The organism is Pseudomonas sp. NFR16 (assembly GCF_900108875.1).
Classification (GTDB): Bacteria; Pseudomonadota; Gammaproteobacteria; order Pseudomonadales; family Pseudomonadaceae; genus Aquipseudomonas.
In genome coordinates this window covers 1,252,949-1,266,205 of record NZ_FNYJ01000001.1, presented here as the reverse complement: position 1 = coordinate 1,266,205, position 13,257 = coordinate 1,252,949, and the positions used below count along the sequence as shown (strand labels likewise).

Sequence of the window (13,257 nt, the reverse complement as noted above, 5' to 3'; positions counted from 1 at the left end):
CAGAAATGCAAAAAATTTCTCATTGAAAAGTGTATATATATACAGTATCCGGTTATCCTGTCGAGGCCGCTTACAGACCTGTTCAATCCTGTGACGGATGACTCACCGGTCTCTTGTAGCACCTGCTTATGTCTTCGAAAGGCGACGAGGTGCAGGATGTTCAATGTTGTGTTTGCATCCCTGGCGCTGGCTGCAAATGCGTTGCGTCGGCAGCTGGCACCTGGGAGCTTGCGTCGTATCCCGTACCAGGTGGCGGCTGCTATGCGAGCCGAGCTGGGTGCTTTAATCGGACAACACTGGGTATTCGAGCACGCAGGAAGGCCGGAAAGGAGCCCCGCCCAAAATGGAGATGACTTACAGCGGTACAGCAAACCGTTCCCGCGCTGGATGTGTATGGGCCCGACGCCGACCTTTCAGACCTCTATCAATGCATGTGGACTTCGGTGGCACCTTGGATTCAGGCGTTAAGGGGTTATTATTTTTGCTTCCGATCATGTGGGTAGGCATTGTCTTGTGCTTGTTCTGGATCTACTGCTGATTCCTCGACTTGACCAGCCGCAAGCCCTCCACTGCGCTTCATTGCCGGTACGCAATCAGGCAGTACACGCTCATCTGATAGCGCATTGCTACGCGTTTTAGCTTCTGGTATACCCGGTCGGTAGCTGTCAAGAAACCGAGACAGTGTCATGGAACGAGGTTTTCACCGTGGATAAAAAGCAAAATGCTCAGCTGTCGGTCGAGGAGCTCAATGCTATCGCCGAAATCGAGGCGACCACCAATATTCTGAAACTCATTGTGCGACTCACTGGCATGCGCTTTGCGGCGATCGTCAAGTTCTGCGAAAAGGAGTGGGTGGCCTGCAGCGTAAATGACGAGATCTGTCTGGGCATCAAGGACGGTGAGCGGTTTCCTTTAGAGCATTCGATGTGCAGCAATCTGCTGTCGGATCCCTCCAATCTCATTGTGGGTTGCGTGAGCCAGAGTCCGGTCCATCGAGGCAATGTCGCTTCCCAGCGATTCGGCTTTGAAAGCTCGATTTCGATTCCTATTTTCCTGCGCGACGATAGTCTGTTCGGGTCGCTCTGTGTGCTTGATCCCGATGCAGACCGGCTGGAGGGGCAAGAAGCGATCGACGTTCTGGTCATATTCGCGAAGCTGGTCGGCAGCATTTTTCAGTGGCATTACGATCATTGTCATCAGGCCCAGTTTCCGCAGACAAGCGTGGCCGTTTAACCGCGCATCCTGCAGCGCGCCCTAATTCGACTCCAATCGCTCGACAATGACGTGGTCCAGCTTGCAGACACGCAGCGCGCAAATTTCAGAACGACAGCCGAGCTCTCAGGACTGCGGAACGGCGACGGAGACGTGCCGAACGCACAGCTCGCCCGTCGCGCGGATCAGCGCCAGCTTGTGCAGTTCGTCCTTGGCCAGCCGAGGCAGCGTCTGGCTCAACCAGCCGGGGCAGGCCTTGCTGGTTCTGAACGGGCTGAACGTCGCGTAAGACCGAAGCAGCCGGTCCTGAAGTTTGTCCAACTGCGGCCGAATGTTGTTCTTCAGATCCGGACGTTCCGTCTCCGGGGCTTTCCCCGCGGTGTGCCAAGCCGCCAGCAAACCGTACTGGACCAGCTTGTTCGCCTCAATCTGGGCGGCGAGTAGCTGGGCTGCGTCGTCCGCTGCGAGCATGTAACCCCCCGACTGCTGTCGGGCGTCGCTGATAACCCTGGCTTCTCTCTCCGCGTCCTGGACGGGTTGCGCGCTGTCCCATTTAGTCAGCGCCACTTGATCAGCGATTTCGATTCGCTCCTTGATCGTCATCAGCAGCGGCTTCAAGGCTTCGGGGCCTGGACCGGATGCGCCCGGTTCCATCGACTTGGCAGAGGCATTGAACGCAGCGAATGCCATGGCCGCCAGCGCATACGGTAACCAGGGTTTGAGAAGGTAGGTATAGACGGGTATTTCCATGGGATGACCTCGGCGGACAGGGGCGGATGTTTGGGTAAGCAAGCGGCATCGAGATTATTAACCTACTAGAAGGTAGGTATCGGTGCAACTCGCGATTCGAGCGTTACATCTCCCGTTAGTCTGAGCCCGATGGGTGAAGGAACTTAGTCTCGAAACGTCTCAGTTAACCTGACAAATGGGCGGCCGACATCAAGGATCCCTCGCATGAATGCATTCTTCGAAGTGTGCAGCCGCGAGCGGTTGAGGTCGCGCAACGCGGCGTCCGCAGCATTAAACATGGTGAGGTGAGCCCGTCCTGGTCAACCGGAATTCAGTTGCCTCTTCTACGCACACGCTGCGCAATTTAGAAGATCAGAGCTTGACTCAAAACCTACTGAAAGGTAGGTTGGCCCTATGGCTAATCACTCGAACACCTTCTACGAAATTCTCAATTGCGCTCGCTCGCTGATCATTGCAGGCGGATACAGTGGCTTCAGCTATGCGGACATCGCTGAAACCGTGGGTATCCGCAAAGCGAGCATCCATCATCATTTTCCCACCAAGGTCGACCTTGTCCGGTCGCTGGTCAGTCAGTATCGGCAAGAAGCAGAAGCCGGCATCGCCCATATCGAGCGTGTCAGCGCAGGGCCGGCGGATCAGCTTCGAGCTTACACGGGCTACTGGCAGGGATGCATAGCGGATGCCGCGAAAGGCTATTGCGTCTGCGCCTTGCTGGCAACCCAGATCCCGGTGCTGCCCCAGGAAATCGTCGTGGAGGTCAGGGCGCACTTCCGCGCTTTGTCCGCCTGGCTCACTTCTGTGTTCGAACGCGGACATGCACAGGGCAGCATGACGCTGTCCGGCGATGCCCGTGGCGAAGCGGAACGCTTCATGGCGACAGTCCATGGCGCGATGCTGTCCGCACGGGCCTATGGGGATCCTGAAATGTTCGGTGTGATCACCCAGCCGATGATCGAAAAACTCATGATTGCCTGATCAGGGAAAGCGGTCGCTGCGCGGCCGTTTTTTTTGACCTAATAAACTACCTTCTAGTAGGTAGCGTTTCCGCACAAGTTCATCGACCTTTGCTTGCCATAGGGGGTCGTCAATAAACGATGAGGATCGCGTCGATGCTCCAGCCTAATGTTTTACAGAGCGCAATAAGCCCGTCCAGTGGTCTGCCTGCGGCCAATGCGGGTTTGCCGCCCCTGGACAGTCAGGCGTTTCTGAAATTGCTGGTGACCCAGTTGCAGCACCAGGATCCGCTGTCGCCGGCCGATCCCGGGGAAACCGTGCAGCAACTGGCTGCACTGACGCAGGTGTCCTCGCTTCAGGAAATCAGCGGGCTGTTGAGGCAACTTCTCGGGAAAGGTTCGACATACGACCCGGCCGCGTGGCTCGGTCGATCGGCGCTGGTGCCGTCGAGCAAGGCCTTGCCCCGTGAAGACGGCAGCTACGCCGGCGAGGTGCTGGTCGATGGCCCGGCCGAGGTGGACGTCACGTTCACCGATGCCAATGGCGTCGTGGTTCACACCGAACATCACGTCAGCGCCGCGAAAGGGGCCATCAGCTTCAGCTGGGAGGGTCACGTCAACGGCGAGGCGGTGAAAGGGCCGCTGACGATCAGCGTCGCGGCGCGTGGCGGCATGCCCGCCAGCATCGGCGTGTGGACCACCGTGACCAGCGTTCGGGGCCCCGGCGGATCGGGCGCGTTGATCGAAACCCCGCTCGGCGCATTCACCCCTGATGGGGTCATTGACCTCAAATAGCACGAGTCGGCAGGCACCTGCCGGCTCACGACAATAAACCTTCATTCGGTATACGAAGATGCACGATCAAACCCTTGGAACGACCCAGGTAAACAACCCTGACATCAGCAGCCAGTGGCTGATGACCTATTACTTCATCCGGGCGGCGGTCTCGTTCGTCTGGGTGGGCGCTGCCTTCACCCTCGGCGCGGCCGTGCCTCTGATCGCCGCGGTGCTGTTGATCTTCTATCCTACCTGGGATGCCGCGGCCAACGTGCTCGATGCCCACCGTAACGGCGGTTTGAGGCGTAACCCGACCCAGGCGATCAATGCATTGCTCAGCCTGGTGACCACGATCGCCATCGCCCTGGCTCTGTCGAGCAGCATGGACGCGGTGCTTGGCGTTTTTGGCGTCTGGGCCATCGTGTCCGGCCTGCTCCAGTTGGCGACAGCGGCGCGCCGCTGGAAAGTCTATGGCGCGCAGTGGCTGATGATTCTCAGCGGCGCTCAGTCAGCACTGGCAGGCGCTTTTTTCATCAAGCAGTCATCATTACCGACCGTGCACAGCATCCTTGAGCTCGCCCCGTATGCAGCGTTCGGTGCGTTCTATTTCCTGATTTCAGCTATCTGGCTGTATGTCTTGGCGGCTCGGCGTCGGCGCGCCTGATGCGTCAGCGCTGCGTTGACCCCGACGCTGGCTGCAGCCCGCATAACGAATGTTGACGCCAACCCTACTAGAAGGTAGTTTCCAATGGCTTTGCGGGCTTTGCAGTAACAAGTCGGGCAATCGTTTCTCAGAACAACAATCAAATGAGGGAATCAGGATGGTTCGTTTACTTTCAGGATGTGTCGCACTGTGTTGTTCGCTTAATTGCTTGGCCGCCCTGCAACCCCAATCCTTGGAGCAACTGTGCACGGTGCTCAATGACACCCAACTGCGAGCGGGGGAGTGGACTCGCTACGACGATGGCGGGGAAGGCTGCAAAAGCGGACAGAGGCCGGTGAAACCCGACGCTGGCGATAACAACAGGATTTCCTACTCGGCCGAAGGCGGCGAGGGCGTTGCACGTCGGGTCAAGTTGACGCTACAGGTGATGCTGCCTTCGGACGACAACGCCGCCAAACGCGAATTGATCAGGGCCACCAAACGCCTGGCAGTGAGGGCGTTGGGAAGGTCAATTCCCCATGCGTTCGATGAGGCCATCCTCAAGGCGTCGCCCCTCAACCTGGACGTGGGCAGCGGCCGTGCAATGCTGACCCGAACGGCCATCAACAAGCAGGGCTACGTCTTGTCCGTGGTCATGGAGTGACACATCGAGCGACCCCGCGCACGCAGTCGGGACCGGACAAGTTACCGTCGATCCGGTCCTTTGAATTAACTGATCAAGCCTTGCTCACAGATAGATGGAATCGATAACCGATTGCTTTCAGCTAAGGTTTTCCGCATGCAGAACGCAGATGATTTTCGCTACACCGCTCACAAACTCCTGTTGGCACTGGATGCATCGACCCTCGATCTGATGAAGATGGTGTCTATTTCCTGCATGGGAAGTGCCGCCTGGAGGTCCGCCGTGGTCGTGCAGCAAGCGTCTTTTGCGGAGCTGCATCTGCACCTCGGGCAACCGGATGCCGTGACATTGATGCAGACCGAGCGTCTGCACTGAGGCAGTCTCTCGCGATGTCTACGGCGCGGCTTTGCTCGCATTATTCTCTTCGCCTGATGTCGAGGCTACCGCTCGTCGGAACCTGAGCACTATCAGCACGTTGGCCACTCAATGGGATAGCCAAAGGAAGCGGACTCTATGCGAGCTAAAATTTTTGATTCACCCAATGCCCTTGATCTCATGAAAGAACTCGACCAGGCCACCGAGCAGATGATGTCTATCTCGGTTGAACTGGTTGGCGGCCCGCAGTGGCAGGAAGCGTTCGACAGGCAACAAAAGGCCTTCCGCAGCTGGCGTGATTACCTTTACTGCAAAGCTGACGAAAAACCGCCTGCGCGACTGCTGAACATTGCCTGACGCCTTTTCACGGTGCAGTAAAGAAATGTCGGGAAGCGAGGCTGTGAGCCGCTTCCCGCTATCCGCACATCATGTGCAGGGCTTTTCCTTCACTGATTGCCTTTACCCGCCAGTCGCTGGATAACAGGCACCAGGTTCGGCCGCTGCTGGCGCCATTCTTCTTGAGTAATGCCCAGCAACACCACGTCGACACGCTTGCCCTCATGAATCGCGTTCTGGCGCCTGACGCCTTCGATCACGAAGCCGAATCGTTGGTGCATCTTGATCACCGCAGAATTGACTTCGAGCACTTCACAATTGAGCTTGTCCAGACGTGCCGGGCCGAATGCGTAGTCGAGCAGCCAGAACTCGATTTGGCTGCCAATGCCCTTGCCTTGCACGCTCGCGTCCAGATAAAACGCCCAATCGGCGGTGCGGTGCGCGGCGTTGATCTCACTGAGCGACACCACGCCGATCAGATGGTCCTCGCTGACCACTACAAACACCGACTGCCGGGGGTTGGATTTCAGCTGATCGAGCCAGCGAGCATGTTCGGGCTCGCTGATCTCGTGGGAGGTGTACATGAATCTGCGCACCTCAGGCTGATTGCGCAGATGCCGGACCTGCGCCTGCCGGGCGGCGGGCAGGTCGAGAATGGGCACGAATTCCATGCAGGTCCTTGTTCCGAGAATGTTGAAGGCCGGTATTCAGGCAGTTGAACCGAGATGATCGGGGCTGTTGGCAGCTTTGTCATCACGTTCCAGAGGGTTTTTTCAAAATAGCCGGAACGAATCGTTTCGCGTCCCGGTCAACCGGTTTCGATAACCTTGAGCGGGTATGCAACATGACCGATATCACTGAAACCCTGCGCGAAGATCTTTACGAAAAGACCCGAAAGCAGCTCAACACCTTTCTGAACGAAACCAATGAATTGCTGGCAGCCGGCGATGCCTTGCACCAGGACCGTACTGCACAGGCGCGTCAGCGACTGAACGACTTCCTCGCCAGCACGACATCCACTGCAGTGGATTACGATGACACCCAGACCCCGGTGGTGACGCGCGTGCTCAACCAGGGCAAGGCTTATGTCCAGACCCATCCATGGGCTGCCGTCGGTGCGGCTGCGGGGATCGGGCTGGTAATCAGCCTGCTGCTCAAACGCAACAGCGGTTAAGAGGAGGTTGTCGTGGTTCGCCGTCGCTCACCGATGGATCCGATGCGATCCTTCACCGGCCGGCTCGCGTTCTCCGGCCTTTTTACGCCCGTCATATACCCTCGTTACCGGCTTGTACTGTTCCTGGCGGGCACTGTTTCAGACTGTGGCTTCGGTGCTGCCTTGGCGCCGGCCCAAGTCCTGCGCAAGCAAAAATGGGGGATTCGCATGAATGTCGACGAAGAAACGGTTCGTCAGTTGGCCCAAATGATCTGGGAGACCGAAGGCAAGCCGGAGGGACAGGAAGCGCGCCACTGGGAAATGGCCACGCGCCTGGCGGAGTCCGCCGCCATGGCGCCGACCCGCGCGCCCGGCAAGCACAAGGTGGAAACGTTGTTCCCGGCGCCCCATGACGGCAAGGACGAGTAGGGCGACAGCGACACGCCTGGTTGCTTCAGTCAGCTGGCGCGACTCATCTTCTCCAGCAGCATTGCCTTAACCTGCGGCCATTCATCGTCGATGATGCTGAACCGCACCGAATTGCGCTTGCGCCCGTCCGGCATGATCCGCTCGTGGCGCACGATGCCTTCTTGCCGGGCACCGATTCGCAAGATGGCAGCACGGGACTTCTCGTTGAGCTCGTCGGTGGTGAATTGCACGCGCACGCAGTTCATTTCCTCGAACGCATGGCGCAGCAGCAGAAACTTCATCTCCGTGTTCAACCCCGAACGTTGCATCGACTGGCTCAGCCAGGTGTGGCCGATCTCCAGCTTGCGGTGCTGGCGGTCGATCTTCCAGAAGCGCGTGCTGCCGACGATCCGGCCCGTTTCACGGTGCACGATGGCGAACGGCATGACCGTGCCAGCGTCGCGACCCGCCAGCGCTGTGGCAATGTACTGTTCAACGGTCGACGGTCCGGGAATCACCGTTACCTTCATGTTCCACAGCTCGCCATCTTCTGCAGCCAGCAGCAACTGCGGAGCATGCTCTGCCCGTAAAGGCAGCAGCTCGACCCGCTTGCCGCTGAGCGTCACTTGCCCGGCGGTGACCACTTCTGGACTCATAACCTCATTCCTTTGCTTTGGCGTTGGGCAGCGGCGCGCCTTTGGGCCAGAGCATCCAGATCTGCCCTTGCTGTTTCATGTTGCCTGCCAGTTCGCCGGCCGCATCGCCGGTGCCCCAGAACATGTCCGCGCGTACCTCGCCGGCAATCGCGCCGCCGGTATCCTGCGCCGCCACGGGGCGTACCAGCGGCGAGCCATCGGGACGGGTGGACGACAACCACAGCAGGCTGCCCAGCGGAATGACTTTGCGGTCGATGGCGACACTGTAGCCGGCCGTCAGCGGCACATTGAGCGAGCCACGCGGGCCTTCGGTGCTGTCCGGACGCTGGGTGAAGAATACGTAGCTGGGATTGCTGCCCAGCAGTTCATGGACGCGCTCCGGATGGGCAATCGCCCAGTCGCGAATGCGCCCCATGGACACCTCGTCCTTGGTCAGCTGGCCCTGTTCGACCAGCCAGCGGCCTACGGGCTTGTACGGATGACCATTCTGATCGGCATAGGCGATACGCAGTTGCCGGCCGTTTTCCAGCTGCACCCGGCCTGAGCCCTGGATTTGCAGGAACTGCAGGTCAATGGGGTTTTCCAGCCAGGCCAGTACCGGGGCGTTCACGCCTTTTTCGCCGATGGTCGCGGCGTCGTCGTAGGGGCGCAGGATGCGTCCGTCGAGACGGCCACGCAGGCGCTTGCCCTTGAGCTCGGGATAAATGCTGTCCAGATTGACGATGATCAGGTCATCTGGCACCCCATAGATGGCGACAGGATGCTGATCGTTGCGCTGCTCACTGCCCTTGTAGATGGGTTCGTAATAGCCGGTGATCAGGCCGTTGGCGCCATGTTCCGAGGAGCGCAGGCTGTAGACCTGCAGCTGATTCTTGAGGAAGTCGCGCACCGCAGCCGGATTTTGCGGCACTTGCCCGGCCTGGGCACAGGTGCTGCCCCAGACCGGATCCCTGGCCAGCCGCCTGCACGCCGAGAACCAGCTGTTGTAGCCCGCCATCAAATCCACATCATTGACCGGCGGCAGCTTGTCCCACTCCACGCTGACATACGTGGTGACTTCGGACGGTCTGGTTTTAGGTGCGCCGCCATCGCAGGCAGCGAGCAGAGCGATAAGCGGAGCGAGGCAAAACAGAAAGCGGCGCCAGTGCAGGCTTGGGGTCATCACGCGGGGTGTTCCTGAGAGCAAGTGAAGAGGGCTAGCTTGGTGAAAGCCGAGGGCTGCGTCAAATGTGTGACTGCTCTCCGACCGCAGCCGTTGCAGGACATTTCAGGCGCGTGTCGCACTTTTCTCCGGTTTACGGCTCTATGCATGGCCGGGACGCAGCGATCCACGCGACGTCCAGAGAGTTGAAGCTTGCGATACATGGTCTGTGTTTCCCGATATTTCCTTGCGCAGCGCGCCGCTCGTGCGCTGTTTGCGTCATCCCTGCTGATGCTTTGCATCGGTGGCTGCACCCGTCAGGACGGCCGTGACGTCGCCACCCAGTTCCAGGAAGCGCGCCCTCAGGAATTCTTTCAGACCAGCGTCGATCGCATGGCCACACTGGCCATGCATGACAACCTCGAAAGCCTGTACCTGCTGATGAACAAGCTGTACCTGCGTAATCCGGCGGAGTGGCGCAAGTCAGGCTTCGTCGACGCCCGCTCGGCCGAGCGCAATGTGCGCGAAGCCATCGAGCAGCAGAAGCCTCTCGGTCAGCTGGGCAAACGCCGGGATCTGGCGGCCTTGAGCTACGCACTGAGCCCCGAGTTCCTCGGCGACCGGGTCGGCGCCTTCATCTACGCCATCGGCAGCATGCTGGTGACGGCCCACGGCGGTCGGCTCGAATTCTTCATGACCGACCAGATCAACCCGACGTTCGTGAGCAATGCGGCGCGCAATATCGAGAAGGCGACGTGGCTGCTGAGCCAGCGGCAGAACGCCAATGGCGAGCTGATGCTGTTTTCCAACGAAATTTCGGAGGAGGGTAGCAACCTCAGTTTTGCCACCGAGTTCGGCAAGATCGTCGCGCGCCTGGATCTGCTCACCCAGATGCTGGACGAACGTTACCGGCGCATCGGCCTGAACTACGCTCAGAGCCTGCTGTTCCTCAATTTCCTGCCCGTTCAATAAGCATTCCCTGCCAAGCACATGCCTTTCATCGGCGCGCCTCATCGTTCCTGCGCTGAGGTCGATACCTCTTTTGGCGTTGTGCAAAACAACAACAACCTTCAGGCCATGGAGTCATCGATGTTTAAAACAGTGCAGGCGCGCTATACGGTCATCTTCGTCGCCTTGATTCTGGTGATCGCGGTCATTACCGAGCAGGGCATCGAACACTTCGTCACGCCCAAGGTGCGGGCGTCGCAGGAAAAAGTCGTGCTCAGCCAGGTCGACCAGATCGGCACGCGGATCCTCTCGGACCTTGCCCGCGTCGAAGCGCAGTCCCGTGGCATCACCCAGGCGGTGCCGCTGCTGGACAGCGATGCCATCGACAAGGTGTTGCCGGGCATGGTCGACCAATACGGCGATGCCAAAGTGTTCGGCGGCGGTGTCTGGCCAATGCCCGACAAACGCACGCCCGGCCGCAACAAGCACAGCACGTTCTATCACCGTGACGGCAGCGGCCAGCTGGTGGTCAGCACGTTCTGGAACTCTGACCCGGCGCCCAACTATTGGGAGCAGCCGTGGCACCGTGCCGGGCAGAATGCGCCCAAGGGCAAATGCGCCTGGGCCGCGGCGTATCAGGATGAAGCCAGCCCGCAGCCGCGTACCAACTGTGCAATGGGCATCTACAAGGACGGCTCGCTGTACGGCGTGTCGACCATCGACGTGACCCTCGGCTTCTTCAACGGGCTGATTCAGGAGAAGGAAAAAGAAATCCAGGGCCAGGTGATGATCGTCGAGCGCGATGGCAAGGTCCTGACCAATCAGGGCAGCATTCCCGGCGAAATCATCCTCAAGAATATTTCTGCCTTCACCGGTCAGTCGATGTTCGCAAAAGCCATTCAGGACGGCCTCACGCAAGTGTCCGGCGACGCTGTGTATTCACGGGAATATCAGGACCCGCAACTGGGCGATCTGACCTTCTTCCTGCGTCCGGTGGTGGGCACGCCATGGCTGATCGCGACATCTCTGCCGACGGCGATGCTGACGGCCAGCAGCAGCGAAGTGTTGAAAACCCTGGGCTGGTTGCAGATTCCGCTGGTCATTCTCTTGCTGGCGGTGCTGGGCTTCGCCTTCAATCGCCTGCTGGCGCGCCTGACCGTATTGCGCACCAACATCGACGCGTTGTCGTCGGGTGAGGCGGATCTGACCCGGCGCATCCCGATCAAGGGCGAAGACGAGCTGGACGCCGTCGGCCATTCGGTCAACAAATTCATCGCGTTCCAGCAAACGATGATCGTCGAAGTGCGCAGCGGCACCGAGCAGATTTCCGCCGGCCTGGCGCAATTGCAGGAGCAGTCGCGCAACATCAACCAGATCCTCAATCGTCATGCCTCCGAGACCGATCAAGCGGTCACGGCGATCAATGAAATGAGCGCGACTGCGGACAGCGTGGCCGAAAGCGCGACGCAGACGGCCAGTTTCACCCAGTCGGCAAACGACGCCGCGCAACGTTCGCGGGACGTCGTGGATCAGGCCTCGGTCAGCGTGCTGGCCCTGGTCGCCGAAGTTGAAGACGCGACCCAATACGTGCAGAAAATGCAGGTCGATGCCAAGCGCATCACTGACGTGCTGGGCGTGATTGGCGGGATCGCTCAGCAAACCAACCTGCTGGCCCTCAACGCTGCGATCGAGGCAGCGCGCGCAGGCGAGCAGGGCCGTGGCTTCGCGGTGGTGGCCGATGAGGTCCGGGCACTGGCGGGTCGCACTCAGCAGAGCACTTCGGAGATCAACGAAATGCTGTCGCGGCTGGAGCAGGGCGTGAGCACCGCCGTCGGCGCGATGGAGAAGACCAAGGTCAGTTGCCAGTCAACGGCCGACCGCACCTCGCGGGTCAACGAGGGGCTGGACGGCATGGCCGGCTCGGTGCTGCGCATCCACGACCTGAGTGCCCACATCGCCACTGCGGCCGAGCAGCAGAGCGCGGTCACCGAAGAAATCAATCAGAACATGATTGCGATTCGGCACATGGTGGGCGAACTGGTGGGCTGCGGCCAGCAGACCGACACCAGTGTGGACGCGCTGGTGGCGTCCAACGAGCGGCTGGTGGCGATGATCGATCGCTTCAAGGTGCGTTGAGCACGGCCGTGAGGCAGATACCGCGAAACAAGCGCCGGAGCCTTTGAGCTCCGGCGTTCATTCAGTAGCTTTCTCCCCGAATGTACTCCTGCATCTTCTCGATCAGACTGGCCTGTTCGGCGATAGCCTCCTTGACCAGGTCACCGATCGACAGCAGGCCGGTCAGCCGGCCCTCGTCCACCACCGGCAAGTGGCGCAAACGGCGGTCGGTCATGATGTTCATGCATTGATCGACCGTGTGGTGCGAATCCACGGTTTTCACATCGTGGGTCATGATGTCGCTGATCGGCGTGCCCACCGAGGCGCGGCCCTTGAGTTCCATCTTGCGCGCGTAGTCTCGCTCACTGACGATCCCCACAACTTTGCCATCGCGCACCACCGGGACGGCGCCGATGTTTTTCTCGGCCATCAACTTGATCGCATCGATGACCATCTGATCAGGACGGACGGTGTGGACCTCGTGCGTGTCTTTGAGCTTCAGTAACTCGGCAACGGTCTTCATGCTGGCCTCTCCGGCGCGTTTTTTGTGAAACGGCCCATTCTGGCCGTGTGTAGAGAATCGTAGAGAGAACGCATTCCGGCAAGTTTGAAAGCGCCATGCAACGGACCAAAAACGTCAGCGCCGTTCAAGGCGCCGGTTTCCAGCGCCAGGCGCATGATTCAGCACCGCGCTTCAACCGATTCGCCGGGCAAGACCGGCTTGCCCCACCGGCGCCGATCGCTGGCGCAGCAGGCCAGGCACTTCGCGCGTCTGCAGGACGAAGCCCTGCACCCAATGCACGAACGTCACTTCATCCAGCGTCCTGAGGGGTAATTGGGTACACAGGCGCACTGACAGCTGCTCGTCCAGCGCCAGCCAGCAGCCGCTCATTGCGCCGCTGTCGAAGTTGAGCCTCATCAACCGCTCGTACAGCCCGGGATCAGGTCGCAGCGCCAGTTTGCAGTGCAGGATCGCGACGTCGCCTGCGCCAGGGATCTCGATGATGACCACTTCGCGGCCGTCGTCGAACAGGGCGCAGACGCCGTTTTCCAGCTGCAGGGCCGTGCCCAGTTGTTTTCCCAGCGCGCGAATGAAGGCGCCTGCCTGTGGGTTCGGTGTCGTCATGTGCAGTGTCCTTGCCGGATT

The 13,257-nt window shown here is 59.7% G+C and carries 17 protein-coding genes and 1 pseudogene; 12 read left to right on the top strand and 6 right to left on the bottom strand.

The window, feature by feature from the left end; translation table 11 throughout:
* Nucleotides 1-705: 705 nt before the first annotated feature.
* On the top strand, nt 706-1,233 hold the full coding sequence (locus tag BMZ10_RS05640; protein WP_143070261.1) for a GAF domain-containing protein: 528 nt from the start codon (nt 706-708) through the stop codon (nt 1,231-1,233).
* 105 nt (nt 1,234-1,338) lie between these two features.
* Here the strand turns inward: BMZ10_RS05640 and BMZ10_RS05635 are convergent, their stop codons facing one another.
* Nucleotides 1,339-1,962: a chorismate mutase gene (locus BMZ10_RS05635; protein ID WP_256214356.1), complete on the bottom strand. Its 624-nt coding sequence runs from the start codon at nt 1,960-1,962 to the stop codon at nt 1,339-1,341.
* Between the two features lie 393 nt (nt 1,963-2,355).
* Between BMZ10_RS05635 and BMZ10_RS05630 the strand changes: the two genes are divergently transcribed.
* From BMZ10_RS05630 to BMZ10_RS05605, 6 genes are all read left to right on the top strand, one after another.
* Complete coding sequence (locus BMZ10_RS05630; RefSeq protein ID WP_093459026.1) at nt 2,356-2,937, top strand: TetR/AcrR family transcriptional regulator; 582 nt, start codon at nt 2,356-2,358, stop codon at nt 2,935-2,937.
* Nucleotides 2,938-3,071: 134 nt separating this feature from the next.
* The gene (locus BMZ10_RS05625) at nt 3,072-3,710 is read left to right on the top strand and encodes a flagellar hook assembly protein FlgD (RefSeq protein WP_177182044.1); all 639 of its coding nucleotides are present in this window, start codon (nt 3,072-3,074) and stop codon (nt 3,708-3,710) included.
* Nucleotides 3,711-3,768: 58 nt separating this feature from the next.
* A complete protein-coding gene (locus tag BMZ10_RS05620; RefSeq protein WP_093459024.1) occupies nt 3,769-4,356 on the top strand; it encodes a DUF308 domain-containing protein in 588 nt (195 codons plus the stop codon).
* Between the two features lie 334 nt (nt 4,357-4,690).
* Complete coding sequence (locus tag BMZ10_RS05615; RefSeq protein WP_143070260.1) at nt 4,691-4,999, top strand: hypothetical protein; 309 nt, start codon at nt 4,691-4,693, stop codon at nt 4,997-4,999.
* A 135-nt stretch (nt 5,000-5,134) separates the two neighbouring features.
* A complete protein-coding gene (locus tag BMZ10_RS05610; protein ID WP_093459022.1) occupies nt 5,135-5,353 on the top strand; it encodes a hypothetical protein in 219 nt (72 codons plus the stop codon).
* A gap of 138 nt (nt 5,354-5,491) precedes the next feature.
* Nucleotides 5,492-5,710: a hypothetical protein gene (locus BMZ10_RS05605; RefSeq protein WP_093459021.1), complete on the top strand. Its 219-nt coding sequence runs from the start codon at nt 5,492-5,494 to the stop codon at nt 5,708-5,710.
* Between the two features lie 89 nt (nt 5,711-5,799).
* Here the strand turns inward: BMZ10_RS05605 and pseH are convergent, their stop codons facing one another.
* A complete protein-coding gene (pseH, locus tag BMZ10_RS05600) occupies nt 5,800-6,360 on the bottom strand; it encodes a UDP-4-amino-4,6-dideoxy-N-acetyl-beta-L-altrosamine N-acetyltransferase (RefSeq protein ID WP_093459020.1) in 561 nt (186 codons plus the stop codon).
* A 173-nt stretch (nt 6,361-6,533) separates the two neighbouring features.
* Between pseH and BMZ10_RS05595 the strand changes: the two genes are divergently transcribed.
* Nucleotides 6,534-6,863, top strand: a complete 330-nt coding sequence (locus BMZ10_RS05595; RefSeq protein ID WP_093459019.1) for a glycine zipper domain-containing protein — start codon at nt 6,534-6,536, stop codon at nt 6,861-6,863.
* Between the two features lie 12 nt (nt 6,864-6,875).
* Complete coding sequence (locus BMZ10_RS28220) at nt 6,876-7,271, top strand: DUF2934 domain-containing protein (protein ID WP_371265924.1); 396 nt, start codon at nt 6,876-6,878, stop codon at nt 7,269-7,271.
* Between the two features lie 29 nt (nt 7,272-7,300).
* On the opposite strand, the gene BMZ10_RS05585 is transcribed toward BMZ10_RS28220, so the two are convergent.
* The gene (locus BMZ10_RS05585; RefSeq protein ID WP_093459018.1) at nt 7,301-7,906 is read right to left on the bottom strand and encodes a GNAT family N-acetyltransferase; all 606 of its coding nucleotides are present in this window, start codon (nt 7,904-7,906) and stop codon (nt 7,301-7,303) included.
* 4 nt (nt 7,907-7,910) lie between these two features.
* Entirely contained in the window at nt 7,911-9,068 is a 1,158-nt protein-coding gene (locus tag BMZ10_RS05580) for a murein transglycosylase A (protein ID WP_093459017.1), read from the bottom strand.
* A 270-nt stretch (nt 9,069-9,338) separates the two neighbouring features.
* On the opposite strand from BMZ10_RS05580, the gene BMZ10_RS05575 reads away from it, so the two are divergent.
* From BMZ10_RS05575 to BMZ10_RS28210, 3 genes and pseudogenes are all read left to right on the top strand, one after another.
* A complete protein-coding gene (locus BMZ10_RS05575) occupies nt 9,339-10,019 on the top strand; it encodes a hypothetical protein (RefSeq protein WP_371265948.1) in 681 nt (226 codons plus the stop codon).
* Between the two features lie 18 nt (nt 10,020-10,037).
* Nucleotides 10,038-11,258, top strand: a pseudogene (locus BMZ10_RS28215) (cache domain-containing protein); the annotation flags it as partial.
* 27 nt (nt 11,259-11,285) lie between these two features.
* Nucleotides 11,286-12,131, top strand: coding sequence for a methyl-accepting chemotaxis protein (locus BMZ10_RS28210; RefSeq protein WP_371265947.1), 846 nt, complete (start codon nt 11,286-11,288; stop codon nt 12,129-12,131).
* 61 nt (nt 12,132-12,192) lie between these two features.
* On the opposite strand, the gene BMZ10_RS05565 is transcribed toward BMZ10_RS28210, so the two are convergent.
* Both BMZ10_RS05565 and BMZ10_RS05560 read right to left on the bottom strand, forming a co-directional pair.
* A complete protein-coding gene (locus BMZ10_RS05565) occupies nt 12,193-12,633 on the bottom strand; it encodes a CBS domain-containing protein (protein WP_093459015.1) in 441 nt (146 codons plus the stop codon).
* Nucleotides 12,634-12,804: 171 nt separating this feature from the next.
* Nucleotides 12,805-13,236 carry a type III secretion system chaperone gene (locus BMZ10_RS05560; RefSeq protein ID WP_093459014.1) on the bottom strand — a complete coding sequence of 144 codons (432 nt, stop codon included), beginning with the start codon at nt 13,234-13,236 and terminating at the stop codon, nt 12,805-12,807.
* Between the last annotated feature and the right edge of the window lie 21 nt (nt 13,237-13,257).

What these genes read in the sequence shown, in the direction of transcription:
- BMZ10_RS05635 (WP_256214356.1), bottom strand. Translation starts at nt 1,962, where the DNA reads ATGGAAATACCCGTCTATACCTACCTTCTCAAACCCTGGTTACCGTAT.
- BMZ10_RS05630 (WP_093459026.1), top strand. Translation starts at nt 2,356, where the DNA reads ATGGCTAATCACTCGAACACCTTCTACGAAATTCTCAATTGCGCTCGC.
- BMZ10_RS05625 (WP_177182044.1), top strand. Translation starts at nt 3,072, where the DNA reads ATGCTCCAGCCTAATGTTTTACAGAGCGCAATAAGCCCGTCCAGTGGT.
- BMZ10_RS05620 (WP_093459024.1), top strand. Translation starts at nt 3,769, where the DNA reads ATGCACGATCAAACCCTTGGAACGACCCAGGTAAACAACCCTGACATC.
- BMZ10_RS05610 (WP_093459022.1), top strand. Translation starts at nt 5,135, where the DNA reads ATGCAGAACGCAGATGATTTTCGCTACACCGCTCACAAACTCCTGTTG.
- BMZ10_RS05605 (WP_093459021.1), top strand. Translation starts at nt 5,492, where the DNA reads ATGCGAGCTAAAATTTTTGATTCACCCAATGCCCTTGATCTCATGAAA.
- pseH (WP_093459020.1), bottom strand. Translation starts at nt 6,360, where the DNA reads ATGGAATTCGTGCCCATTCTCGACCTGCCCGCCGCCCGGCAGGCGCAG.
- BMZ10_RS05595 (WP_093459019.1), top strand. Translation starts at nt 6,534, where the DNA reads ATGACCGATATCACTGAAACCCTGCGCGAAGATCTTTACGAAAAGACC.
- BMZ10_RS05585 (WP_093459018.1), bottom strand. Translation starts at nt 7,906, where the DNA reads ATGAGTCCAGAAGTGGTCACCGCCGGGCAAGTGACGCTCAGCGGCAAG.
- BMZ10_RS05580 (WP_093459017.1), bottom strand. Translation starts at nt 9,068, where the DNA reads ATGACCCCAAGCCTGCACTGGCGCCGCTTTCTGTTTTGCCTCGCTCCG.
- BMZ10_RS05575 (WP_371265948.1), top strand. Translation starts at nt 9,339, where the DNA reads ATGCTTTGCATCGGTGGCTGCACCCGTCAGGACGGCCGTGACGTCGCC.
- BMZ10_RS28210 (WP_371265947.1), top strand. Translation starts at nt 11,286, where the DNA reads ATGATCGTCGAAGTGCGCAGCGGCACCGAGCAGATTTCCGCCGGCCTG.
- BMZ10_RS05565 (WP_093459015.1), bottom strand. Translation starts at nt 12,633, where the DNA reads ATGAAGACCGTTGCCGAGTTACTGAAGCTCAAAGACACGCACGAGGTC.
- BMZ10_RS05560 (WP_093459014.1), bottom strand. Translation starts at nt 13,236, where the DNA reads ATGACGACACCGAACCCACAGGCAGGCGCCTTCATTCGCGCGCTGGGA.